A 23,966-nucleotide genomic window follows, 5' to 3' on the forward strand; every position below is an offset into this window, starting at 1 on the left:
GATAGGCACATCAGTTTGATTTCTTCCATACGATACAATGTTAAGTATGAAATGTTGGGAATAGAAAAGAGGGATCGAATGGCTAATTCAGGATATGTTCCAGATAATAAAAACTTAAAGAAAAGTTCTGGGACACCAAATCTTTTCTTTGACTCACGGGAAAATATATTTTTTAAACGAGATGATAAAAATATTGCTTATGAAGTGACTTCAACACAATTACCAGCAATGATTGGAGGAGCGTTTGTCGATCTTTTTATGACGAAAGGTCATATGAGGGAACCACATTGGCATCCAAACGCTTGGGAATTAGATGTCATCGTTTCTGGAGAAGCAATTACTTCTATTTTAAATCCAGAAACGAATCAACTGCAAAATTATCGAGCGAAAGCTGGGCAAACGGTATTTATTCCAATGGGTTGGTGGCACTGGATTACGGCTGTATCAGAAGAAGCCCATTTACATCTCTTCTTCAATAATGATCAATTTGAAACAGCTGAGGGTTCAGATGTCCTTAGAATGACCCCACCAGAAGTATTCCAAGTCGCTTACGGTGTTAATGCTGAACATTTAGCTAAGGATCTTGCACCTATTAAAGAATCTGTTGTGATTGGACCACCTAATTTAAAGCGTTTTACGGATGAACAGCGGTCTGATATAGTGGTTGTATTAAACGGAGAGGTGACTTCGTGTGAGATAGAGTAGCCCTTGTTCTTGAGTGAGGGCTATTTCATTTGTGTGTTTCTAGCAAAATACTGGATTTTTTACATAAACCCCCCCTTATATATTTGATATAATGAATATATTGATAAAAGGTATTTTGTTAGGGGGAGCAATATAGTGAAGGTGTTAAAGGTTATAGGATGGAGTATTTTTATTATTATAGCAATCATCATAGCGATTTTAGCGATTATGGAATATTACTATTCAAAAGAAGATCCAAACTATGTGCTAGATTACATAAAAGAGCATAAGAATGAGCAAACATGTTCATTAATGATTAGAAGAAATGGTGAAATTTTAGCTACTGTGAATGAGAATAAAAAACTACCGTTAGCAAGTATGGCAAAAATAGTAGTAGCAGTGGAATTTGCAAAACAAGTTTCAGAAGAAAAGATAAATCCACAGGAGCAAATTCCATTACAAGATTTAGAAAAATACTACGTACCAGACACAGATGCTGGAGCGCATCCGGCATGGTTAGAGGATGCAAAAATAAGAAATGCAATAAAAAATGAAAAGCTTTCTTTAGAAGAAGTAGCCCGAGGTATGATTCACTTTAGTTCTAATGCAAATACAACCTATTTATTAGAAAAATTAGGACTCGAAAGAATAAATAATAGCTTAAAAGAATTAGAGCTAAATAGCCATGATGCATTCTATCCATATACATCCCCCTTATATATGAGAGGGTATGTAGAAAAAGAACTGAATGTACCTAAAGATCAATCATTAGAAGTGTTACGTAAAATGTCTATGGATGAATATAGAAAGCATGCTTTGAAAATACATGAATGGATGAAAGATGAAGCGGAATGGAAAAAACACAATATACCATTAAAAGTTGACATGGAATTTCAACGTATTTGGTCTGATAGGCTAGTAAGGGCAACTGCAAAAGACTACATGAGTCTAATAGGGAAAATCAATAATAGAACTGCTTTTCCAAAGCCAATGCAAGATGAGATTGAGAAGATTTTTAATGGGACTGTTGGAGATAGTATATATGAACATGCTGGTAAAAAAGGAGGTTCAACTCCATTTGTATTGACAAATAGTTTTTATGGTACAGATAAAGAAGGAAACAAGGTTGAAATAGTCTTTATGTCTAATGATTTAGATTCTATGGAATTACAAAAACTTAAGAATAACTTAGATTATTTTATTCGATCTGTAGTAATGAGTGAGGAATTTAGAAAAAAGTTATAACAATATAATTTTATTATGTAAACAAAAGGTGCTTTTTTCATGAAGTGCCTTTTGTTTGTTATACAGCAAAAAATATTGAAAGGAATTGGTCTATATCTAATAGAATCAATGGGATAGAAGAGGAAATAAAAGGAGGATTTTCATGACTCATATATATTTTGTCCGTCACGCCCATTCTATATATACACCGGAAGAAAGAGAACGTCCATTATCCGAAAAAGGACGGAATGATGCGCAAAGTGTGGCAGAGTTATTAAAAGAAGAGAAAATTGATGTTGTAATCTCTAGTCCATACAAAAGAGCGATTCAAACGGTTCAAGGGGTTGCAAACCAATTCCAATTGCCAATACAAATTGAAGAAGAATTGCGTGAGAGACTACTAAGTAAAGAACCGGTAGAAGATTTTGAGGAAGCAATTATGAAGGTGTGGGAGAATCCCATCTTCTCGTTTAAAGGCGGGGAATCAAATAATATTGCACAAAAGCGTGGTGTTACATGTATTCAAAATATATTAAAACAATATAAAGGGAAAAATATTGTAGTTGGTACCCATGGAAATATTATGGTATTAATAATGAATTATTTTGATTCTACATATGATTATCATTTTTGGAAAACACTCGACATGCCAGATGTATATAAATTGACTTTTAATGAAGAGAGTTTACTTTCTACTGCAAGAGTAGAAGAGCGCACTAAAATATAGAAACAAGTCATCATGTGAATAATTTGTAAAATTTTATCGAGAAAGCAGGAAAGAACGGGTTTGTTAGAGAAGTATGCTTTTGTAACATAAAAAAAATGCATGATAAAGGAGGCTGTTTACATGTTTGAGAAAGAGAAGGGGTTAGTAGATCATCCAGAAGGGCTCATTGAAGTTCATAACGTATATGAAATTGTGCCACCTGATGGAACGATCATTGGTATGGCAACACCAGAAGAGATGGAAGTTGCTGCCGAACTCGAATTACAGCACTATGCCTATTCTCGTTTACTAGAAGCAAATATTCAGCTAGACGGTTCCTCCTACAAGGATATACTTCAGGAGTTCCAGGAGTATGAAAGAAAGTCAATAGGGTTTTGGCGGGCATTACATAAACGCTTAGCTGTACCTTGGGCATGGGTACTTCGTGTTGATGTTGCGAATGGACCTATATATGTGAATAATGGAAACTCGTATTATGATGGTGATGAAGACGAGGAAGATTATGAATAGATGAAAAGGCAAGAAAGCAGTGAAGGCTGCTTTCTTTTTTGCATGTTTATTTAATTCTAGAATGCTCATTGTTTTCAGGGGCATGTACGTCACTTACTTCGAAGGAATGGATTGCCTGAATTATGATATCAGGGCGATCACTTTCGATTCCATGACTAGCATTTTGAGCGAGAATATATCGGCTGTTTTGGGAGAGCATACGTTGTTCTTGAATAAGTTCTTGCCATGTTTTTTCAAGCTTTTTAGCTTCTTCATTAGGCATTCCCACTTGAATCATTTGCCCGATAGAATGATTGGGATCTCTTCCAATGACGATTAATGGTGTTTTTAATGTGACTCTAAGTTGTTTTATTCTATGTGCACAAGATTTCCACTCTGAAAGTTCAGAAGTAGTAGCCTTATATAAGAAAGGTGATGTAAGGAATTTCACGTATTGTTTTTGTTTATATGGTGACAAGTGACTGTATTGATTTAATGTAGAGTCTAGTTCTGCACGAAGTGCTTCTGCATTCATATTGGAATAATCCCTATATTTTTGTAGCCATATATCATCCGAATCGGTTTGACCAGAGGTAGGTAAATCCAGTTCATCTAATCGATGTAAGTTTACAGAAGTAGAATCAACAAGAATCAAAGCTTTTAACTGATTGGGGTGTACCATAGCAAAATGTTGCGCACATAACCCTCCATAAGAATGACCAACTAAAATTATGGGTTGTCGAATAGCTAACATATGTAATAGTTCCTGTAATTCTTTTGTTGCTTGTAGTGTTGTACGTGGTTCGTTACCAAGTTCACTTTTCCCATAACCAGGGCGATGAAATAGAACTACGGTATAATTTGAAGAAAGTTTCTCTGCAATTTGGAACCAATCATAAAAGGAACATCCCATCCCTGTTTGAATTACAACGGTCTGAGAGCCATTTCCCATTGTGCAAACTTCTATTTTCTTTCCACGTACTTTTACAAAACGATTCATGGTAATAGCCTCCACTAAGATTGAAATGTTTTTTGAAAAGCAAATACGATACACCAAATGCCTACACCGAATAGTACAGAGGTACTGAGTGAAAAAGAATTTTTTAATCCAATATAAACAAAAAATAATAGAAGTGCTGATGCAGGAAAGCCGTATAATACTCCTAAAGTAAATTGACTTAAATCTTGTTTGCTCCCACCTTCAAATGAAAGCCAAAACAAGCTAAGCAAACTGATAAGTGGAAGGGCAGCGATAAAACCACCAATTGTACTATAATGTTTGGCAAACTCAGTTACACCACCGATGATGAGGGCGGAAACGATTACTTTAACGAGGAAATGCATATTTTGACTCCTTTGCTAGTAATGAAAAAGCCTTTTCGATTAATTGCTGTTCTTCTTTTGAAAATTGAGATTCTAATATTTTTAATTTTTCTTCATCTAATAATGTATGTTTCGTTAACGCTTCCTTACCTTCTGTAGTCAATGTTAGATTAACGACTCGTTCATCTTGTTTATTTCGCTCCTTTATAACGAATCTTTTTTGAATAAGGCGTTTCACATGCTCTGATGCTGTATTATGAGATAAGCCTAATTCAGATGCAACTTTACCAATTGTAGTCTCCGTTTCTCGGGAAATGATTTGAAGAATCCGAATGGCTTGGTGAGAAAGATTATCTTCATATTCATACCGTAAATGATAATAAATGGTTTCCCAATTTTGATTGATGTTCTTCATAATGATAATATTCCTCCGTTTTTTATTTATATCTTACAATACGATATATTCGTTTTACAAGAAGTAAATTCCTTTATTTGCATAAAAATTATTGAAAAAGTTTATTTTTCTTGAAATATACGGTACTCTTAATGTAAAGGCATACAAATAGCAAGAGAGAGGATGATAGAAGTGAATACATTTAAATGGATTAGTCATGAAAAGATGTATTTAGACCAAATACATGTTGAAAAATGTGGTCCTCTTTCAGTTGGTGTATATGGCGGGAATCAAGAGAGTGATGCGTATGAAAGAGGAGATGCAGTACTAGCTTGGTGGGATCCGCAATTAGAATTTGAATTTGTTATGATCTTTGATGCTCATCATAAAACGAAAAATATACATTATATAATAGAAGCAATTTCTGAAAGAAAAGAGAAATTACAAGAATTATTCTCATATCCAGTTCATCTTGCGTTTCATCATACACATATGTATTTATTAGCGTTATTTACAGATGAGTTATTTATTGAGAAATGTGAACAAGAGAATGAAGAACTCGCGTGCTTAATTTGTTTACGAAAAGGTGAATTTTTATATTGGTTATCAGTAGGAGAGTGCTTTGCTTATTTATTTCATTCGGAACAATTACAGAATGGAAAAGGGAGATTAAATAAACGTAAATTTTATGAATATATTGGAAGGAAAAATGTTTTTGCTGCTAATTCGCCCTGCTTCACTTCTGGGGTTCGTGGATTAGAGAAGGGAATGAATCATATTGTTTTGGCGACAGACGGTGTGTTAGAGTGTGATAAGCAAACGTTTGATGATGATCAATCTTTACTTGAAGTACTGCATAAAGGAGATTCTCTTCAGATTGAACCTGCATTAGCGAATGTGCTTGAATGGAAGGGAAGAGATTGTGCGACTATCATTGGGTGGTCAATTGATACAGAAAATAGAGAATATGCGGATTAATATTTTTCATAAAGTGAGCTTAGGATAAATCCATTCTAAGCTCATTTTCTATTTCTTGAATAAACGTAAAATTTAAATAATCAAATGCAAGCAAACCATCAGTATATTTCTAGTGTATCGAAGGTTTATTGTATATGTGGAAACACATTTACTCTGTGAAAATGAAAAAATGATTATAAATATGAGAGAAAAAATTTTCCTGTACGTTATATAAGGTGTAAAAGCTTTTACAAAAAAATAAGGGGAATTGCGAAATGAAATCAAATGAGAAAAATTTTATAAAAAGGCTGCAGCGACAAAAAGAAGATGCGTTAGAGTTTATTGTCGATACTTATTTGTCATTAATAAAAGCAATCGTACATAAGGTTCTTATTCCGCTTAAAAATGATGGACTTATAGACGAATGTATCAATGATATTTTTCTTTCAGTTTGGAATAATGCAAACAAGTTTCATGGAGAGCCGGAAGATTTTAAGAAATGGATTGCAGCGGTTGCTAAGTTTAAAGCAATTGATTACTACAGAAAATCCATTAAGGAAGTTGAGGTTACCTCAGATGATTTTGATGTAAATACAGGAAAATCGATAGAAGATGAACTGATTATAATGGAAGATAGGGATGAACTGATAAAGTTAATTAATCAATTAGAGCCTATAGATCAAAAGATTTTTATCATGAAATTTCTTCTAGGGTTAAAGACGGAGGAAATAGGAGAAAAGCTCGGTTTAACGCGAGCGGCGATAGATAATCGGATTTATCGAGGGAAAAAGAAATTACAAAAAAATGCTACGAATCTTAGTTTAGGAGGTAGTGTAATATGAAAGACATTTACGAGCTGTTAAATGACATTGATATAGATGAAAAAGAATTAGAGGAAATGAAGGCTTATGAATTTGAAAAGGAAAAAGTGAAACGTAACTTAAAACAGGCTATATATATAAAGAAAAAAACGAAGAACTGGAAAAAGGGTGTCGCTGTTGCATCTATTTTAGTAGGGTTGTCAGTTGCAACACTTGGAATTGGATTTCCTACTTATGCAGGAGGGCTTCCGATTGTAGGTAATATTTTTCGATTTTTAGATAATGGTAGAACGGGACTTTATGAAAATTATAAAGAATTTTCTACTGAGTTAAATATGGTGAGGGAAAGTAATGGGATTAAAATAACAATCAATGATGTGATTTCTGATGGACGAACTGTATCAATAACATATTCAATGGAAAGTGAGCAAGATTTAGGAGATGACCCAATTATATTAGGTGGGTTAGATATAATGGGGTCTGATGGAGGAACAGGAAGTTCTCAAATTTCTAAAGTTGCAGATAAAAAGTATGTAGGTATGGCGACAACGACACATCATAGCAGTAATAAAAAAGACAAAATAAACCTTAGATGGAATATAGACAAAATAGAAATACCGGATAAAAAGAAAGAAATAAAAGGGAATTGGAATTTTGCTCTTACTGTAAAGGCAATGGATAGTAAAGAAAAAATAATTAGTGGAAGTTCCGAAAAAGAAGGCGTAAAAGTAAATATGGAAAAGGTGGCAGTGTCACCGATAACGTTTATTCTTTATTACAATCAAGAAGTTTCTAAAAATACAAGGAAGGAATGGGATGCTGTAGATGTTGAGTTGGAAGTTAAAGATGATTTAGGTAATCATTATTCTGGAGAAGGAAATGGTGGATCAGGTAAGGATTTCTATAATATTCATTGGAGTGATACATTTCAAAAGCTACATGAAAATGCAACGAAACTAATTATTACTCCCCGGATTAATTTGCGAGTTCATACTCCTGAAAACCATGGCGGGGTAGAAATGAGTGGTGGAAAAGAGAAGAAGATTGAAGTACCTAAAAAAGAAGCAAAAAGTAAAGATATTGTTTTAGATGATATCGTAATTGATTTAAAGAAATAAAAAAGGAAAGGACTGTATTGATAAATAAGCAGTCCTTTTTCTTTTATTAAGAAGTTGTAACTAATAAAGCGTGAGGGTGCTGTGTTTTATATTCTTCTTTCCAAGGAATGCTTAATTGCTCCCAAGTTTGCCCGCTATCTAAAGATTGAAATACACCATTATTATTTAAAGTATAAAATGTATGAGGTTCGGCAGGATTTGTTGCAAGCATAGAGATGACAGTTCCGATTGCTGACGGTAGCCCGTGCTGCATTTTTTGGAAAGGAGTGTTTTTTGTTTTTCGATAAATATAAGATTCATAAGGTATACGATGGTGAGCTAGGTCAGCACTTGGTGCAGCAGAGACAAGTATCGTATCACAATCACCAGGATCGATAGCCATACTATATAAATAGTGATGTTCTAAACCTTCGCTACAAGAAGTCCAACTGTGCCCGCTATTATAACTTTCAAGATATGCACGGTCAGGTCCGCCTATAAATCCGTCGCCACATGATGCATACAGGCGATTAGGAGCCTGAGGGTGCATAAGTAGTTGGTGAGCATCGATAGGAGCGCCGAATTTTTTATCCTCCCAATTTTGTCCATTATCTTTACTTTGAATAACAGCTCCGGCTTCAATTGATACATGGATCGTATCTTGCTTATTTGGATCAACTGTAATCCAACGAATATGATGTGTAAATGGACGTGGTGGAAATGCCCATGTATATGAAGAAAGTAATAATTTCATACTTTTACACTCTTTCCATGTTTCACCACCGTTTTCGGAATAGAACAAAGCGCTAGGTTCTGTTCCTACATAAACAATCCCATAGCCATTAACTTGTTTTAAGGGATTGATAGCGATAGAAGTAATAGCAGAATGTAAAATGCCATCTTCTTTAGGAAAGTCAAAATAGTAGTAAGAATCTCCAATTGGTCTCCAAGAATCACCTCGATCATCGCTTAACCATAATCCCCGACCAAATGTTCCGCAATATATACGATTTGGTTGAAATGGGTCAACCGCAATACAAGTAGGTTGCATATTTTGTAAGTGATATTGAACTTGAAATTCTTCATTTCTTTCTTCCACGACAAGAAGTTCACGTTCCATACAAAGGAATAATCGCTTCAATTTTATATCCTCCTTTTCATTTCTTAACAGTATTAAACAATATGAGAAAGAAAAAGAAGTAGTCTTATTTTTTGTTGAGAAAAAAGGAAATGGTAGTAGGAATAACGAAAGGGGTATAAGTAAGGGGTGGATCGTGGCTAGGGATATAAGTGAATAGACTTGGATAAATTGGTAAGGTCTGTCACATAATAGAATGCAGGAATTATTTTTTTAGGAAATTCACATGGGACATTCACATCATCATGGTCATTCACAAAATAAAAAAGCATTAATGATTGCTGAAGTCATTGGCGGATTTGTAACGAATAGTTTAGCACTTTTATCAGATGCTGGGCATATGCTAAGTGACACGCGGTATCTCTTGTTTTAAGTTTGTTTGCTTTTAAAATTGGAGAAAAAACATAAAGAACCACTTTGCAAAGTATGAAAGAAAAAAGATGATAAAAAGTGTCATAAACCATCTTAGGAAACATACATATATATAATGTGGCCACAAACAGTTTGTAAGGTGAATATTTCATGATATTACTTTACTTCTAAAATATCATCTTTTATAATCAAAGTGGTAATTGATAGAGATTATCATTTTCAATGATTGTAGAAAGGAGTTTTTAAAAGATGAGTAGTCAACTCCGTTTTGCTGTTGAAAATCGTAAGAGGCAGTTAATTGATCAGTTAATTGGGGCGGGTGTGTTTAAAATTCTCGATCGACAATTATACGAGCTCTCTTTAGAGGAACTAGAAAAAGAGTATAGGGACATTGAGAAATATGCCGAGATTCGCGCATAGTTATATAGAATTGTAAAGGAAGAGCCGTTTGCGTTGAGAGAACACGTAAACGGCTCTTTTCATTATTTCATAGAGATTATTTTTTGGATTTCTTTCATTGGTCGTAACCAGTTTTGAGACATGATTTGTTCTATTTGTGCTGCATCCTGGTTTTTTAATGCCTCAATTATTAAATTGTGCTCTTCAATCGATTTACGTGCAGGAATGAAGTTTTGGAAAAAAAGGTATTCAAGACGTAACACATGAAGTTGTATGTTTGCTAAGAAAGGCTCGATATATGTATTTTTAGCGATTGATACGATTGTATTATGAAATTGTATATCTAAGTTTAATGCTTGTTTTGAATTTTTTTCATCTATAGCATTTTGAAATGCCTCGTTTATTTCAGAAAGTCTTATCAGGTCGGTGTCGTTTATTTGATGAATTGCTTGTTTTCCAATAATGGTATGAAGACCAGCGATCGTTTCATAAATGACAGATACATCTTCTAATTTTATAGGGGCGATTTTTGTTTTTTGTCCTGGAACCATCTCGACCAGTCCTGAAAGTTCTAACACTTGCAGTGCTTCTCTAACCGGTGTTCTGCTCACACCTAAAGCTTCAGCTAGCTCTCCATCATTAATCTTTTCATCAGGTTGTAAAACACCTTCAATAATCCAATCTTGTAGTTGGTTTAAAACGAGGGATTTAGCAGATACTCTTTCTTGCTTTCGATAGTTTTGAGGAATAGGCATGATCGAACAGTTCCTTTCATTTTATGTTTTGTTTTTTCGTAACGGCAAGTCGTAGTTTCGGTTTTCCTTCATCTGGCTTTTGGCTTAGTACAAGTACCATTACAATAATACAAAGAGCGCCTAAAAATTGAAATGATTGAAACGGAACATGCAAAATGAGAATAGAAGAAATGATAGCTGCAAGTGGTTCTGTACAACCAAATAATGTAGTTTCTTTCGGTGTAAGATATCGTATGCTGTCTAAATATAAATAAAATGCGATGAGTGTGCCGAAAATAACAACGAATGTAATGAGAAAAAGATTGTTAGGATGAAAATATTTCATGCCAGATAATAAGATAAACTCGTTCGTGGAGAGAAAATGTAAGACGGTTACACCAACTCCTCCAATAATCATCCCCCATCCAACAATGACAGATGAAGACCATTTCTCTAATAATTCCTTTGAATAAAGGCTATAGAATGCTAGTGATAAACCGGATAAAATGCCCCAAACGATAGCTGGTGTTGAAACAGCTAAATTATCAATGGATCCATTCGTTAGCAAGAAAAAGGTCCCGATTAAAGATAGTACGATAGAAATAAAATCGATTTTAGTAGGACGAATATTCCATTTAAAGATAAGGTAAACAGTTATAAATATTGGTGCTAAATATTGTAACAATGTTGCGACTGCAGCATTTCCTTCCTGAATAGAAGCAAAATAGGTATATTGTACAGCAAGCATACCTAACAATCCAAACAGAATTATTTTGTTTGCCTCGGCTTTTTGCTTCCAAATGCCAAGTACTTCTGATTTTTTACTGCCAAATGAGGAGAATAAGAGCAAAATAATTCCGGATATAAGTAATCGAATTGTAACTAACCATTCTGTAGAAACATTTTCTTGTTGAAACAGTTGTTGTGCAGCGGTCCCGGATAATCCCCATAAACTAGCACCTGTAATGACCATAATAATGCCTTTCAATCTTCCTGAATCCATAGCTGGGTCCTCCTTTCTGAATTTAATTAAAATATTGAATACAATATGTAATATATCACGAGTAATATTAAAAATAAACAGAATTTTTTAATATTAAAGATAGACATGTAATAGTTATAATTATGGTAAAATATTGTAAAGGAGGGATTTGATGATCGGTGGATTTATAATCAGCTTTCTTGTAGGCATGTTAATCATTATTATGGGATACCAAATTCATATAAAAAAGCGATTATTTCTCATTGCAGGATATCAAGAAGAGACTTTCGTGGGGGATAAAGAGAAACTTGCAAAAATATCTGGGATTTTTTCTTACGTAATAGGAATCACTACCGCTCTGTTACCATTTGGACTAAAATCAATTGGTGATGCTGCAGGGATTGGGTATGGGATTTTTGTTGTTATAAGTACAATTGTACTTGTTATATGGGCTAATGTAATAAATAAGCCTAGTAACTCTAAAGAACAAACGAAAACAAGATGGTAACCTTTTAGGGAAACCATCTTGTTTTTCTACTTTGCATTAGGATGCCACGGTAAAAGGAGGGATTGGATCAACAAAATCATCCCAATCCTGTCTCATTTCTTCATCGGTTAATAAGCATGTATCTAAAGAGCGTTCAATATCATATTGATTCATTTCAACTCCAATAAAGACTAGCTCTGTTATGCGATCTCCGTATTGCTCATCCCAATTTTTTAGTATTTCTGGCTCTTCTATAAGTATTTGCTGCTGCTCAGCTTCTGGTAATGCTGCAATCCATTCACCAGCTCCTTGGATGATAATGGAAGAGCCAGCTTGAGATAGAAGCCCCATCATGTGATTACGAGATGCAAGCCAGAAAAAACCTTTCGCTCTTACAACATCCAAAGGCCATTTTTTTAACCAATTCATAAGTCGAACAGGATGAAATGGACGTTTACGGCGATAAACAAAGGAACTAATGCCGTATTCTTCTGTTTCTGGTGTATGGTGTTCGCTATTTAACTCCTGAATCCAGCCAGCTGATTGACTTGCTTCATCATAGTTAAATAAATTTGTATTTAAAATTTCATTTAGTGGTACTGCACTAAATGAAGATTCAATGATTTTTGCACTAGGATTTAATTTTTGTAATAGAAGATGGAGTTCGAGAATATCTTCTTTTTCTAGTAAATCCACTTTGTTCAAAAGAATAACATTTGCAAATTCTATCTGATCAATTAGTAGATCGATAACTTCTCGTGTATCGCTTTCATCAATTGCTTGCTTTCGATCTAATAAGCTTTCACCAGCTGCAAAATCATCCCAAAATCGATTGGCATCGACTACAGTAACCATTGTATCAAGGCGACATTTGTTCGTTAAATCAATTCCTAGTGCCTCATCTATATACGTAAATGTTTGTGCAACAGGGATAGGTTCACTAATGCCGGAAGATTCAATCACAATATAGTCAATATCCCCTGCCTCTACAAGACGGTTTACTTCAATGATTAAATCTTCTCGAAGTGTGCAACAGATACAGCCATTTTGAATTTCTACTAATTTTTCTTCTGTACGAGAAAAGCCTCCTTGTTTCACAAGTGCGGCGTCAATATTTACTTCGCTCATATCATTTACAATGACAGCTACTTTTAAGCCTTCTCTATTTGTCAAAATATGATTCAATAATGTTGTTTTCCAGAACCTAAAAAACCACTTAATACGGTAATGGGTACTTTTTTCATTGTATATTCCTCTCCTTAAATCGTAATCATTACGTTTTATGATAAATGACTTTAAAAAGAAATGCAAGAATAAATCATAATGATTACGATTTGTGAATAGAAATGAAATGTGAAAAATGTTTGGGAATTGTCATAGAAAAAGAGGACAAGCATATGTTTAAATATGAATAAAGTGGAGGCGAGGAATTTGGTTTTTAATAGAATATCAAAGGAGTTAATTGGTACACTTCTCATTGCTATTTTTCTTTTTTTATTATTTTTTGTAGATTTCACAAACTTAGCAAATTTACATAAGAGTATTCCGAAAGAATGGCTGAATGTGAATACAATTTTCTTAAGTATTTTTTTTGAAGCAGTACCGTTTATTTTATTAGGTGTTATCGTCTCATCTATTATTCAAGTGTTTGTTACGGAAGATATGATTCAAAAGGTATTACCTAAATCTCCTATTGTAGCGATGATTCCAGCTGTCTTTGTAGGCATTATATTTCCGATGTGTGAATGTGTCATCATACCTATCGTTAGAAGGCTCATTCAAAAAGGGTTACCTCTTCATATCGGTATTGTCATTTTAGTAAGTGCTCCAATTATGAATCCGATTGTATTTTTATCAACATTTTATGCATTTCAAACAAATACCGCTGTTATATATGCTCGTTTTGGAATAACAGTTCTTGTTGCCCTTCTAATTGGAATTGCTGTGTATTATTGCTATCGTGGGAAAAATGTTTTAAAAGACACCACTATCTCGGCACATGAAAATAACCAAAAGAGCTGGAAAGATGTTGCCAGTCATACAGTTGATGAGTTTTTTGATACGGGAAAATATTTATTGATGGGCGCTTGTTTGGCAAGTATATTTCAAACGTTTTTAGATCGGAATGCGCTTGATGTAATAGCACATAGTGAGATGTTTTCACCATTAGTGATGATGGGATTTGGTTACGTGTTATCTCTTTGCTCTGCTGCAGACGCTTTTATTGCTGCATCTTTTGGACATATATTTTCAATCAAAGCATTGTTAGCATTTCTTGTATTCGGTCCAATGCTTGATTTTAAAAATACGTTTATGTTATTTGCTTATTTCAAAAATAAATTTGTATTCTTTTTGATTGGGAGTGTAATTATGTCTGTGTATGTTGTTGTTCAGTTGGTAATGTGATTAGGGGGGAGAAAAATGAGTAATCAAGAACGAAAAGTATTTCATCGTTATATCCGCGGCATTATTTTAATCGGTTTAGCGATGCTGTTATTTAAACTGCTTGTAACAGGAAATATTGATCACTTTATTGCTCCCAAAATGACGAAGTTTACATATGTGGCTTTTGCTGTATTTCTGCTTCTAGGGTGCTTACAAGTATGGAAAAATGGAGAAGAAAAAGAAAAGGACTGTCATTGTTGTGAGCATCATGTACTACCAAAATCAAGAATGAAGATTGTTCTTCTATATGCACTGTTTGTTATTCCGATTGTAAGTGCGTTTTTATTTTCCAACGTAACAATTAATGGTAGTCTCGCAGCGAACAGGGGAATGAATCAGAGTGCACAGGCAAAAAGTGTAGAGCAGAAAGTACCACAAACGAAACAGATTAGTTCTGATTGGAAAGAATTATTAGTTGATCAAGAAGAAGAGCCAATTCAAAATCTACCTACATCAGAACAGTCACCAGAACAGTTAGAGAAAACGATAATGAACCAGAAGGAAATACAAATAGATGATAAAAACTATATTCAAACAATGAATATAATCGGAAAAGATGTTCTTGGATTTAAAGGGAAACAAATTACAATTACAGGTTTTATTTATAACGATAAAGAAGTAAAAGGAGATAAAACAGTAGTTGCCAGGTATGGTATTACATGTTGTATTGCAGACGCTTCAGTATGGGGAATGATTGTATCTGGTGAGGAAATCAAACAGTTCCCAGAAGAGACATGGGTCAAAATAACGGGATTACTAGATGAAACAACATATAAAGGAACATTGTTTCCGCTTGTGAAAGTAAGTAAAGTTGAAAAAATTGAAAAACCAAAAGACCCGTATGTATATGACGCTTTGCGGCAGTAATGGATTGAGGTAATCATTAGCTCAATGGTATTTGGAAGAGTCATAATTTTAAATGCAGAATAGAAATAGAGTAATTTAGTTAGAAATCCATGTATACAGAAGCGTTATCTGTTATTCCATATTTCATCTTTGGTTATACAAAGTTTCATGAGAAAATTTTGAATCATGATGGTGTGCTTTTAGGAGTAGGCATCTCGTTTGTACACTTTGCACTTTTTCTCGTATTAAGTTTGTATGATTTTAAAAAGAAAGACTTTGTACATTAGTTTATATTACGTCATTCATTATCCAAGTTATTTGGATTTTTATAGCTTTACGACTATCAAGAAATCTTGATAGTCGTAAAAAAACATTCATCCCTAAGTATTAGGGATGAATGTTTTTTGCTTGTCTTATAGAAAATTAGAGATTCTTAAGAAGGGGATCGGTTTATGTATGGGGATCATTTCTTATTAAAAACTCAGATATGAAATGCAACGCTATCCTTCAAATGCTAATTTCATTTCGTAATGATGAGTAATCGAATCATATATTTTGGACACACTTAAAAACGGGAGTTTTTTAAGTGAACATGTTTAGAAATTGTATTAGAAAGAAATGTTTTGGAGGTATTTTTTATGAGAAGAGATTGTGCAGCATTACTCATTATTGATGTACAAACAGGTTCTTTTCAAGAGAAGCAACCTTTATATAAAGGAAAGGAATTGTTAGAAAATATTCAGTTGTTAATTTCAAAAGCTCGATCTGCTCAAGCACCTATTTTTTATATGAAGTATAATGGGAAAGCTGGTTCACCACTTGAACCAAAGACTTTAGGTTGGGGGATTCATAAATCTATAGCTCCATTAGCAGAGGATATTGTTCTTAAGAAAAATCACCCAGATTCATTTCATAGAACGAATCTGCAACAGGAGCTAGACGAAAGAAATATAACACAAATTGTAGTGACAGGAATTCAATCTGAGATTTGTGTGGATGCAACATGTAGACGTGCTTATAGTCTTGGATATGATCTTACTCTTGTAGAAGATGGACATAGTACATACGACTCCACAATCTTATCTGCATCCCAAATTATCGATCATCATAACCAAGTAATTGGACAATGGTTCGCTCATGTTAAACCTGCTGAGCAAATTAGATTTTAGTGGGTATTTTGATTGCGGATGAATTTTTAAGAATGGCAAATAATATAGCGCGGATATTTCTGTTTATTCATATATATTATTTTTCGATGTACATAATTCTAAAATAACAATGTTAGAAAATGGAATAATTGTTGTACATATGATTTCTATTTTAAAATCTATTTTTTAGACTTTCTTTTTAATAAGGCTTTTTGGTAAGTATTGAACTACCCCCACCTTCACTTCGTTTAGAGGAGGGGGTCTTCTCGGTTAAAATGATAAATAAAAATACAATATTTTTTATAATTTTCATTGCGAAATGTCCGCTCTACTTTTACAATAGAAAAGGTGTATATTTATTATACTAAAAAAACAAATCGGAATAATATGAAAATTATAGTTTGTCTTTGTGCATTATATACAAAAGTACATATTAGGCGACATACATCATGTTATCGACTTGTAAAAGGAGAGAAGCAAATGAAAAGTGTAAGATTACCATCAATTCCAGAAATCATTATTCTTTTATTACTATTTCTTGCTGTTGTCTTTTCCTTTCAAACGATCTTTAATTTGCCGATTCAACTAGCGCTATTTATTTCATGGTTTTTAGTAATTGCGCTTGGACTAAGGTTAGGGTTTCGTTATCAAGAATTGCAAGATGCAATTACAAAAGGAATTTCCAACGGATTAGAAGCTGTTCTCATCTTAGTTGCTGTAGGAGCATTAATTGGGACATGGATTGCTGGCGGTGTTGTACCGACATTGATCTACTACGGATTAGAATTTATTCATCCGAGTGTATTTTTATTAGCAACCTTAATTATTTGCTCAATTACTTCCATTGCAACAGGTACATCATGGGGAACAGTTGGTACAGCTGGTATTGCCATGATGGCAATCGGTGAAGGTCTTGGTTTACCGCTTCCACTAGTTGCTGGAGCAGTACTTTCAGGGGCATACTTTGGAGACAAGTTATCTCCGCTTTCTGATAGTACGGTACTTGCTGCTTCAATGGCAAAAGTAGATGTTATTGCACATGTTCGAGCTATGCTTGTATTAGATGTACCAGCATATATTATTACCGGTATTATGTTTACAGTTGCCGGATGGATGTATGGTGGAGATAATGTTGATTTAAACAAAGTGGAATTTTTAAAAGAAGCTTTATTAAAGCAATTTGATATTAAAATATGGATGCTTGTACCAGCAGTTATTGTCATCGCACTATTAGCAATGAAAAAACCATCAATGCCAACAATTGCAATGGGAGCGCTTCTCGGTGCAGTTTGGGCAACTCTGTTCCAAGGTATGCACTTTGGAGAGGCAATTGGAACAGCATATAACGGTTTTTCTATTGAATCAGGTGTGGACTTCATTGATAAGTTGCTAAATCGCGGTGGAATCAATGGTATGCTTGGTTCAGTAGCAGTTATTATTTTTGGATTAGGTTTCGGAGGGTTACTTGAAAAACTCGGTGTTTTAAAAGTAATCGTATCAAAATTTGAGAAGAAACTAAACTCTGCAGGAAATGTAACACTGTCCACATTAATCGTCGCTTTCCTGGCAAACGTATTCGGCTGCGCAATGTACGTATCACTTATTTTAACTCCAAAAATTATGCAAGACAGCTATGATAAATTAAAGCTCGATCGTCGTATATTGGCTCGTAACTCAGAAGTGGGTGGAACGCTAACTTCAGGTATGGTTCCATGGTCTGATAATGGGATTTACATGGCTGGTATATTAGGGGTCGCAACATTATCATACATTCCATTCATGTGGATGAGCTTTGTATCATTAGCATTGGCAGTTATATACGGATATACAGGGAAATTCATTTGGTATGTTGATGATGCTGAAAAAGGGAAGCAAGTGTCATAATATAAAATCATCCCTTCCATTGGTGTATTAGAGATTTTTAATTTCTATAGAAGATGACAATTCTTCATCGTATAGTACGAAGTTAACCCGTAAGTTCGATTAGAACTTACGGGTTGTTCAGTTTCTAATGAGATTAGTATATTTCCCTTATCAAAAAGCAAAATATATAGTATCAAAAACAGGAGGAGAAATATGACTGAATCATTACTGCTGGAGTATGGGGGAGTTATATTAATTCTTATTGCATTAGAAGGAGTTTTATCTGCAGATAATGCTCTTGTACTTGCTATTATGGTTAAACATTTACCTGAAGATGATAGAAAAAAGGCTTTATTTTATGGATTATTCGGAGCATTCATATTTCGATTTGGGTCATTATTTTTAATTTCATTTCTTGTGAATGTATGGCAGATGCAAGCGATTGGTGCAATTTATTTATTGTTTCTCTCTGCTAGAAGTTTGGTTAAAGTATATCGAAAAAAGAAGTGGCAAAGAGAAAAGTACGGAGATCACGAAAAAAAGATTGAAGAAAATACTCCAAAAAAGAAAAGTGGTTTTTGGCTAACAGTTCTGAAAGTAGAGGTTACAGATACTGCATTTGCGATTGATTCGATTTTAGCAGCAGTGGCCCTTACACTGACAATTACACCCTTGAATAAAGGAATGATAGGTGGCCTTGACGCAGGGAGATTTTTCGTTATTTTAACTGGTGGAATGATTGGTTTAATTATTATGCGATTTGCAGCTACTTATTTCGTGAAGATATTGCGTGAAAGACCAGGTCTTGAAACGGCAGCTTTTATGATTGTTGGGTGGGTCGGTGTGAAACTTATTATTTCAACGCTAGCACATCCTATGGTTGGAATAATTAATAAGGATTTTCCCCAATCGGTTACGTGGAAAGCTATTTTTTATATCGTATTAATTGCGATTGGCGTTTCTGGTTGGTTTTTATCTCCCGATTCATCTGAAACATAATTTTTTAAATATAGAATTATGAATAAACGAGAGTGAGAATCCTTATCATTATAAGGGAAGTCTGTTACAATAAAAGCGTAGCTATTATATTTTCAAGGGGATGAAAACATGGAGTACAGAATTGAAAGAGATACATTAGGAGAAATGAAAGTTCCAGCTGATAAATTATGGGCAGCGCAAACACAACGCAGTAAAGAAAACTTTCCGATTGGAACGGAGCATATGCCGATTGAAATTGTACAAGCATTTGCAATTTTAAAGAAAAGTGCTGCGATTAGTAACCAGAAACTAGGGAAGTTATCAGAAGAAAAAGCGCAGGCGATTGTAGAAGCAGCGGATGAAATCCAAGCAGGAAAATGGAATGAACATTTCCCGCTTGTTGTATGGCAAACAGGTAGCGGTACACAATCAAATATGAATGTGAATGAGGTAATCGCAAACCGGGGGAATCAAATTTTAAAGGGAAAAGGGCTTGATGTACATATTCATCCAAATGATGATGTAAACATGTCTCAAAGTTCAAATGATACATTTCCGACAGCACTTCACGTTGCATGTGTGATTGCGGTGGAAAACCAAGTGTTACCGGCAATTACAAAATTAAAAGTAACATTAGAGAAAAAAGTAAATGAGTTTCAAAATATTATTAAAATTGGTCGTACGCATCTGCAAGATGCAACGCCTTTAACGCTAGGACAGGAAATTAGCGGTTGGCATCGTATGCTTGAAAAAACAGAGCGTATGATTGCGGATAGCAATACATATATGAAAGAACTTGCGATTGGTGGTACTGCAGTTGGAACAGGAATTAATGCTCATCCTAAATTTGGTGAGATGGTCGCAGAGGAAATTAGTCAGTTTACAGGAAAACAATTCGTGTCTGCACCGAATAAGTTTCATGCATTAACGAGTCATGATGAAGTTGTGTTTGCACATGGTGCATTAAAAGCATTAGCAGCTGATTTAATGAAGATTGCTAATGATGTACGTTGGCTTGCGAGCGGTCCACGTAGTGGTCTCGGTGAAATTATTATTCCTGCGAATGAGCCAGGAAGCTCTATTATGCCAGGTAAAGTAAATCCAACGCAAAGTGAAGCATTAACAATGGTTGCAGCGCAAGTTATGGGAAATGACGCAACAATTGGATTTGCGGCGAGCCAAGGTAACTTTGAGTTAAACGTATTTAAGCCAGTAATTGCATATAACTTCTTACAATCTGCTCGTTTATTAGCTGATGCAACAGTTTCGTTCAATGATAAATGTGCGGTTGGTATCGAAGCAAATAAAGAAGTGATTAATCAAAATGTAAATCGTTCTTTAATGCTTGTTACAGCATTAAATCCACATATTGGCTATGAAAATGCAGCGAAAATTGCTAAACATGCTCATAAAGAGGGATTAACGTTAAAAGAAGCAGCATTACAATCAGGATTATTAACGGAAGAACAGTTTGATGAAATTGTAGATCCGAAGAAAATGATTGCGCCGAAAGAATAATTTTAATTCATAATGGAGAGAGAGCCAGGTTCTAATTTTAGAATCTTGGCTCTTTTTTCATGGTAAAATATTTGAAATGAAAGGCAGGTGAGGAGAATGAAATACGCCATTTCTACACTAGCGGTGCTGATTACATTTATCGTATTACAATTGTTACCAAGAACTATATTCACATACTTTTACATGCAGGATTCACGGGATTGGACGAGCGTTGCAACAATAACTCCAGTAGTATCTGCTAATCACTTCTTTGATGTTGACTACATACAATTATTCTTCGTTTTTTTATCTTTCATCGTAGGATTTGTTACACTTAAATTTATTGAGAGAAGGAAAAGAGTTTAGATTAAAAGTAAATCCGGTAATTGGAGCTACAAGATAATGCTTATGGGCTATGAAAAAAGATCTATGTTAGTGAAATCATGGATCTTTAATGATTTTCATGAACGAGTAAATTTGAAAATCTTATTAGCAGCCCTAGAATAACCGCCCGCGTTACGAAATGATTGACTAATTTTTTTCGTATTGTTCTTATAAATAGGATTCCTTAACACTTCACTAACAGCTTCTTTGATATCCTCCGCCGATAGTTGTTGAATATTTAACATAGCTCCTGCACCAAGTTCTTTCACTCGTTCAGCAATCGTATGTTGATCATTTATGATAGGAAGCATAACTAAGGGTACTTCAAAATAAAGTGATTCACTGGTGCTATTCATTCCACAATGGCTAATAAAGACATCAGTTTGGCGAAGTACATCTAATTGAGGAACATAGTTACGAACAATAAAATTATCGGGTATATTCTTTAGCTGCTCTGCTTTTAATTGTTTGCCTATACTAAGCACCACTTTAACCTTTAAATCTTTTAAAGCGGTAAAGCACTTTTGATAGAAGTCTGGCTGGTTGTTCATTATCGTTCCCATAGAAATGTAAATCACATGTGTGTCTTTTAATAGATTCATTGGAAAATCGTTTGCAGTTTCATTTTTAGTAATGGAAGGTCCGACAAAAATATAGTTATTCTTAAAAGCGCTGCTATTCCTTTGGAAATAGGAAGAAGTGAAGGCGATATTTAAATCTCCTGAACCAGGACAAAGTAAGAAGTTGTAAGATAATGGAAGTTCGTATTTGTTTTCTAAATATTGTTTGCGTTTGGCGATTTCTTCTAATTGTAAAAATGCTTTTAGCATGGTCAAACGCTCTTGTTTTTGTTCCATATCATCTATTCCTGTCAGGGACATATTTATTTTTGGATCTTGTGAATATGCAAAAGTGGTCCAAGTTGCAATAGATAATAATTTGTTTTGGTGGGCAATCCATTTTCCAGGTAAAGACTGTGCATCGTATATAATATAATCATACGTTTCGTTGGAAATTTCTTCTAGGGTGGAGTCGGTGATCATTTCCATTGCATTTAGAAATTGCAATAAATATTCTTGAGGCTGGGAAGCCATAAGACCCATACTTTCTGCAAGCTTTCTGTGTGCCTTTTGATCAACGGGACGGAACTGGGCACCGGCTTTTTTGATTTTTTCTTCAAAATGATTGGATGAATAATAGGTGATATGTTCTCCTCGTTTTACTAAATCATTTACTAATCCAAGTGTTGGATTTACATGTCCTTCTCCACCAATGTTGATGTAAAGCGCTTTTTTCATCTTTATCCCTCCAGTAAATATAGTTTGATACATACCTTAGCAAAGAGAATACAAGTTTTATCAGTAATGATTCCTATAGCAGTGCGAAGTACAAAATATGATGATTGTCATAATAAAATCTCTATTTTTTGTGGATGTATATTATATTTTCAGATGAATAACGTCAGATTAAAAAGTAAACATATTTATCTTTTGTTCGGATTATAACAAACTATTTTTGAATTTGTCTATAAAAATAAAAAAATATTTTGTGTGGGGGTATAGATTGCACTTATATGGAGCGGATTGAATAGAGAGGAAGCAGCAATGTTATCTTGAGAAACAGATAGATAAGAAATAAGAGGGAGTTTCATTTATCCTGCTATTTGCGGGCAGTAAAACCTTCATCTCAAAATTCGGCGAAAGCAAAGAAGTTAGGCTGGGGATTAACTGTCCGTAAAAGTCGGATTGGTGAGGGATAATACTCAGTGGGAGATGAAGAAAAACTCAACTGCTTTTCACTTTATGGTCAGGAAACTGAACGTATAATAAGTCAAGTGATTCTGATTAACGGGAAAGAAGAAAATTAGCAAGTTTGACAATTCATATGATAGACAAACTTGCTAATATGATTAATTGGTAGGTTTGTCAATTACTTTTAGGTTGGGACATTTGTCTTTTAATAAACTGATAAATTTTTCTTCTTCTTTTGGCACACAAACCGTTAAAGTATCAAATAGTCCATACATAATTTCTAATCGTTGTCTGGTCCATTTTTCCGAATCTAATTGTTTTCCATAATATTTTATGTGACGTATATTTTCAAAGGGAATTTCAGTATTTGTAAAAAAGTACTTAACGACAAGTGAATGATTAGTTATTTCATAAGTAGATCTATAAAGAGAGAAAAAGTTGAAGAGATTCAATAGCATAATACAACTAAAATAGATATGATCATCACTTTGAAGGGAAATTTGTGTACACAAAATAATGGTCACTAATATAAAGATAAATACATGTATAGGATTTTTTTTAACTTTGAATTTCATTTCTATTCACCCCTGAATTCTTACTACGTTAAATAATTTAATCATAATATTATGATTAATAAAATCAGTATGCATAATTGCATATTTTGTTCTAAGTGAATTCATGTAATATTTAAAAATATGAATGATGCTATTTATACTTGAGGTTTGGTAACGAATGAATACTTTGCCTAGTTTTTACGATTAAGGGTGGTTTAGCGTGAGTTGTAAAAAAGGTATTATGATAGGTGTACTGTGTGCATGTCTTTTTACCTTGAATGGTTGTGAATATTCGAATAGATCTCGAGGGGATTGGAACCAACTAACGATTGAACTACCCCCACCTACCTCTACAAGAGCTTGAGGTGGGGGATTCTCCTGTCTCTGTCCTCACAAAAACAGTTCCTCTCGTTCAACAAAGAGGATACAACGATATAGAAGTTCCGTAGTGCCCTTATGTAAGGCGACCTATTCTATCTTCCGTGGAAAACAAAACAGGTACAGCTACTTTTTTCTTTATGCAAACAATTTTGTTAGCTTTTTCTTTTCACTTTCAAATACGTCTAATCGCTCGATCTGTAAGGCCTCTTTCGGCTGATCTACATCGTATAGCTGATAGAAATGATGCGTGCGAATATCCAATCGATTGTTTAATTGATGCCAATGGCTCCA

24 protein-coding genes and 2 pseudogenes are annotated in these 23,966 nt (G+C 34.3%); 17 read left to right on the forward strand and 9 right to left on the reverse strand.

Annotated features, from left to right (window positions below; genetic code table 11):
• The first annotated feature begins 78 nt into the window (after positions 1-78).
• From JDS96_RS12370 to JDS96_RS12385, 4 genes are all read left to right on the forward strand, one after another.
• Entirely contained in the window at positions 79-705 is a 627-nt protein-coding gene (locus JDS96_RS12370) for a cupin domain-containing protein (RefSeq protein ID WP_003196576.1), read from the forward strand.
• 135 nt (positions 706-840) lie between these two features.
• The gene (locus tag JDS96_RS12375; protein WP_003196578.1) at positions 841-1,929 is read left to right on the forward strand and encodes a serine hydrolase; all 1,089 of its coding nucleotides are present in this window, start codon (positions 841-843) and stop codon (positions 1,927-1,929) included.
• Between the two features lie 142 nt (positions 1,930-2,071).
• Positions 2,072-2,635, forward strand: a complete 564-nt coding sequence (locus JDS96_RS12380; RefSeq protein WP_003196580.1) for a histidine phosphatase family protein — start codon at positions 2,072-2,074, stop codon at positions 2,633-2,635.
• A gap of 120 nt (positions 2,636-2,755) precedes the next feature.
• Positions 2,756-3,145, forward strand: coding sequence for a hypothetical protein (locus tag JDS96_RS12385; protein WP_041488385.1), 390 nt, complete (start codon positions 2,756-2,758; stop codon positions 3,143-3,145).
• Between the two features lie 46 nt (positions 3,146-3,191).
• On the opposite strand, the gene JDS96_RS12390 is transcribed toward JDS96_RS12385, so the two are convergent.
• Genes JDS96_RS12390 through JDS96_RS12400 form a run of 3 tightly spaced genes read right to left on the reverse strand, consistent with a single transcriptional unit; the run spans position 3,192 to position 4,862 of the window.
• Complete coding sequence (locus tag JDS96_RS12390) at positions 3,192-4,124, reverse strand: alpha/beta hydrolase (RefSeq protein WP_199667008.1); 933 nt, start codon at positions 4,122-4,124, stop codon at positions 3,192-3,194.
• Between the two features lie 14 nt (positions 4,125-4,138).
• Complete coding sequence (locus JDS96_RS12395; RefSeq protein ID WP_199667009.1) at positions 4,139-4,468, reverse strand: DUF3147 family protein; 330 nt, start codon at positions 4,466-4,468, stop codon at positions 4,139-4,141.
• Positions 4,452-4,862 carry a MarR family winged helix-turn-helix transcriptional regulator gene (locus tag JDS96_RS12400; RefSeq protein ID WP_003196588.1) on the reverse strand — a complete coding sequence of 137 codons (411 nt, stop codon included), beginning with the start codon at positions 4,860-4,862 and terminating at the stop codon, positions 4,452-4,454. The genes JDS96_RS12395 and JDS96_RS12400 overlap by 17 nt, the downstream gene beginning before the upstream one ends.
• 162 nt (positions 4,863-5,024) lie before the next feature.
• On the opposite strand from JDS96_RS12400, the gene JDS96_RS12405 reads away from it, so the two are divergent.
• The 3 genes from JDS96_RS12405 (at position 5,025) to JDS96_RS12415 (ending at position 7,737) form a co-directional block, all read left to right on the forward strand.
• Positions 5,025-5,819 (forward strand): PP2C family serine/threonine-protein phosphatase, encoded by a 795-nt coding sequence (locus JDS96_RS12405; RefSeq protein WP_018764361.1) that lies wholly within the window; start codon positions 5,025-5,027, stop codon positions 5,817-5,819.
• 254 nt (positions 5,820-6,073) lie between these two features.
• Positions 6,074-6,640, forward strand: coding sequence for a sigma-70 family RNA polymerase sigma factor (locus tag JDS96_RS12410; RefSeq protein ID WP_003196592.1), 567 nt, complete (start codon positions 6,074-6,076; stop codon positions 6,638-6,640).
• On the forward strand, positions 6,637-7,737 hold the full coding sequence (locus tag JDS96_RS12415; RefSeq protein WP_199667010.1) for a DUF4179 domain-containing protein: 1,101 nt from the start codon (positions 6,637-6,639) through the stop codon (positions 7,735-7,737). Before JDS96_RS12410 ends, JDS96_RS12415 begins: the two co-directional genes overlap by 4 nt.
• A gap of 46 nt (positions 7,738-7,783) precedes the next feature.
• Here JDS96_RS12415 and JDS96_RS12420 read toward each other — a convergent pair whose 3' ends face one another.
• On the reverse strand, positions 7,784-8,857 hold the full coding sequence (locus JDS96_RS12420) for a WD40/YVTN/BNR-like repeat-containing protein (RefSeq protein WP_199667011.1): 1,074 nt from the start codon (positions 8,855-8,857) through the stop codon (positions 7,784-7,786).
• Positions 8,858-9,080: 223 nt separating this feature from the next.
• Here JDS96_RS12420 and JDS96_RS12425 point away from each other — a divergent pair.
• Both JDS96_RS12425 and fbpA read left to right on the forward strand, forming a co-directional pair.
• A pseudogene (locus JDS96_RS12425) lies at positions 9,081-9,259 on the forward strand (cation efflux transmembrane domain-containing protein); the annotation flags it as partial.
• 216 nt (positions 9,260-9,475) lie between these two features.
• Positions 9,476-9,646 carry a Fur-regulated basic protein FbpA gene (fbpA, locus tag JDS96_RS12430; protein WP_003196601.1) on the forward strand — a complete coding sequence of 57 codons (171 nt, stop codon included), beginning with the start codon at positions 9,476-9,478 and terminating at the stop codon, positions 9,644-9,646.
• A gap of 62 nt (positions 9,647-9,708) precedes the next feature.
• Here fbpA and JDS96_RS12435 read toward each other — a convergent pair whose 3' ends face one another.
• Positions 9,709-10,380, reverse strand: a complete 672-nt coding sequence (locus JDS96_RS12435; protein WP_016114294.1) for a GntR family transcriptional regulator — start codon at positions 10,378-10,380, stop codon at positions 9,709-9,711.
• A 16-nt stretch (positions 10,381-10,396) separates the two neighbouring features.
• On the reverse strand, positions 10,397-11,362 hold the full coding sequence (locus tag JDS96_RS12440) for a DMT family transporter (RefSeq protein ID WP_199667012.1): 966 nt from the start codon (positions 11,360-11,362) through the stop codon (positions 10,397-10,399).
• A gap of 151 nt (positions 11,363-11,513) precedes the next feature.
• Here JDS96_RS12440 and JDS96_RS12445 point away from each other — a divergent pair, with 151 nt between their 5' ends.
• The gene (locus JDS96_RS12445) at positions 11,514-11,849 is read left to right on the forward strand and encodes a DUF3784 domain-containing protein (protein ID WP_199667013.1); all 336 of its coding nucleotides are present in this window, start codon (positions 11,514-11,516) and stop codon (positions 11,847-11,849) included.
• Between the two features lie 36 nt (positions 11,850-11,885).
• Here the strand turns inward: JDS96_RS12445 and JDS96_RS12450 are convergent.
• Positions 11,886-13,072: pseudogene (locus JDS96_RS12450) on the reverse strand (GTP-binding protein).
• A gap of 187 nt (positions 13,073-13,259) precedes the next feature.
• Between JDS96_RS12450 and JDS96_RS12455 the strand changes: the two are divergent.
• The 7 genes from JDS96_RS12455 (at position 13,260) to JDS96_RS12485 (ending at position 20,971) form a co-directional block, all read left to right on the forward strand.
• Positions 13,260-14,234: a permease gene (locus JDS96_RS12455; protein WP_033796029.1), complete on the forward strand. Its 975-nt coding sequence runs from the start codon at positions 13,260-13,262 to the stop codon at positions 14,232-14,234.
• Positions 14,235-14,249: 15 nt separating this feature from the next.
• Complete coding sequence (locus JDS96_RS12460) at positions 14,250-15,140, forward strand: TIGR03943 family putative permease subunit (protein WP_199667014.1); 891 nt, start codon at positions 14,250-14,252, stop codon at positions 15,138-15,140.
• 617 nt (positions 15,141-15,757) lie between these two features.
• Complete coding sequence (locus JDS96_RS12465; protein WP_199667015.1) at positions 15,758-16,288, forward strand: cysteine hydrolase family protein; 531 nt, start codon at positions 15,758-15,760, stop codon at positions 16,286-16,288.
• Positions 16,289-16,747: 459 nt separating this feature from the next.
• A complete protein-coding gene (gene nhaC, locus JDS96_RS12470; protein WP_003196614.1) occupies positions 16,748-18,151 on the forward strand; it encodes a Na+/H+ antiporter NhaC in 1,404 nt (467 codons plus the stop codon).
• A 192-nt stretch (positions 18,152-18,343) separates the two neighbouring features.
• On the forward strand, positions 18,344-19,129 hold the full coding sequence (locus tag JDS96_RS12475; protein WP_199667016.1) for a TerC family protein: 786 nt from the start codon (positions 18,344-18,346) through the stop codon (positions 19,127-19,129).
• Between the two features lie 108 nt (positions 19,130-19,237).
• Complete coding sequence (gene fumC / locus JDS96_RS12480; protein WP_199667017.1) at positions 19,238-20,626, forward strand: class II fumarate hydratase; 1,389 nt, start codon at positions 19,238-19,240, stop codon at positions 20,624-20,626.
• A gap of 96 nt (positions 20,627-20,722) precedes the next feature.
• Positions 20,723-20,971, forward strand: a complete 249-nt coding sequence (locus JDS96_RS12485) for a hypothetical protein (protein ID WP_199667018.1) — start codon at positions 20,723-20,725, stop codon at positions 20,969-20,971.
• Between the two features lie 95 nt (positions 20,972-21,066).
• On the opposite strand, the gene JDS96_RS12490 is transcribed toward JDS96_RS12485, so the two are convergent.
• Together JDS96_RS12490 and JDS96_RS12495 are read right to left on the reverse strand one after the other, a co-directional pair.
• A complete protein-coding gene (locus JDS96_RS12490) occupies positions 21,067-22,287 on the reverse strand; it encodes a macrolide family glycosyltransferase (protein ID WP_199667019.1) in 1,221 nt (406 codons plus the stop codon).
• 611 nt (positions 22,288-22,898) lie between these two features.
• Positions 22,899-23,315, reverse strand: coding sequence for a PH domain-containing protein (locus tag JDS96_RS12495; protein WP_018764371.1), 417 nt, complete (start codon positions 23,313-23,315; stop codon positions 22,899-22,901).
• Between the last annotated feature and the right edge of the window lie 651 nt (positions 23,316-23,966).

The sequence above is a fragment of the Bacillus cereus group sp. N21 genome (genome assembly GCF_016483395.1).
Classification (GTDB): Bacteria; Bacillota; Bacilli; order Bacillales; family Bacillaceae_G; genus Bacillus_A; species Bacillus_A pseudomycoides.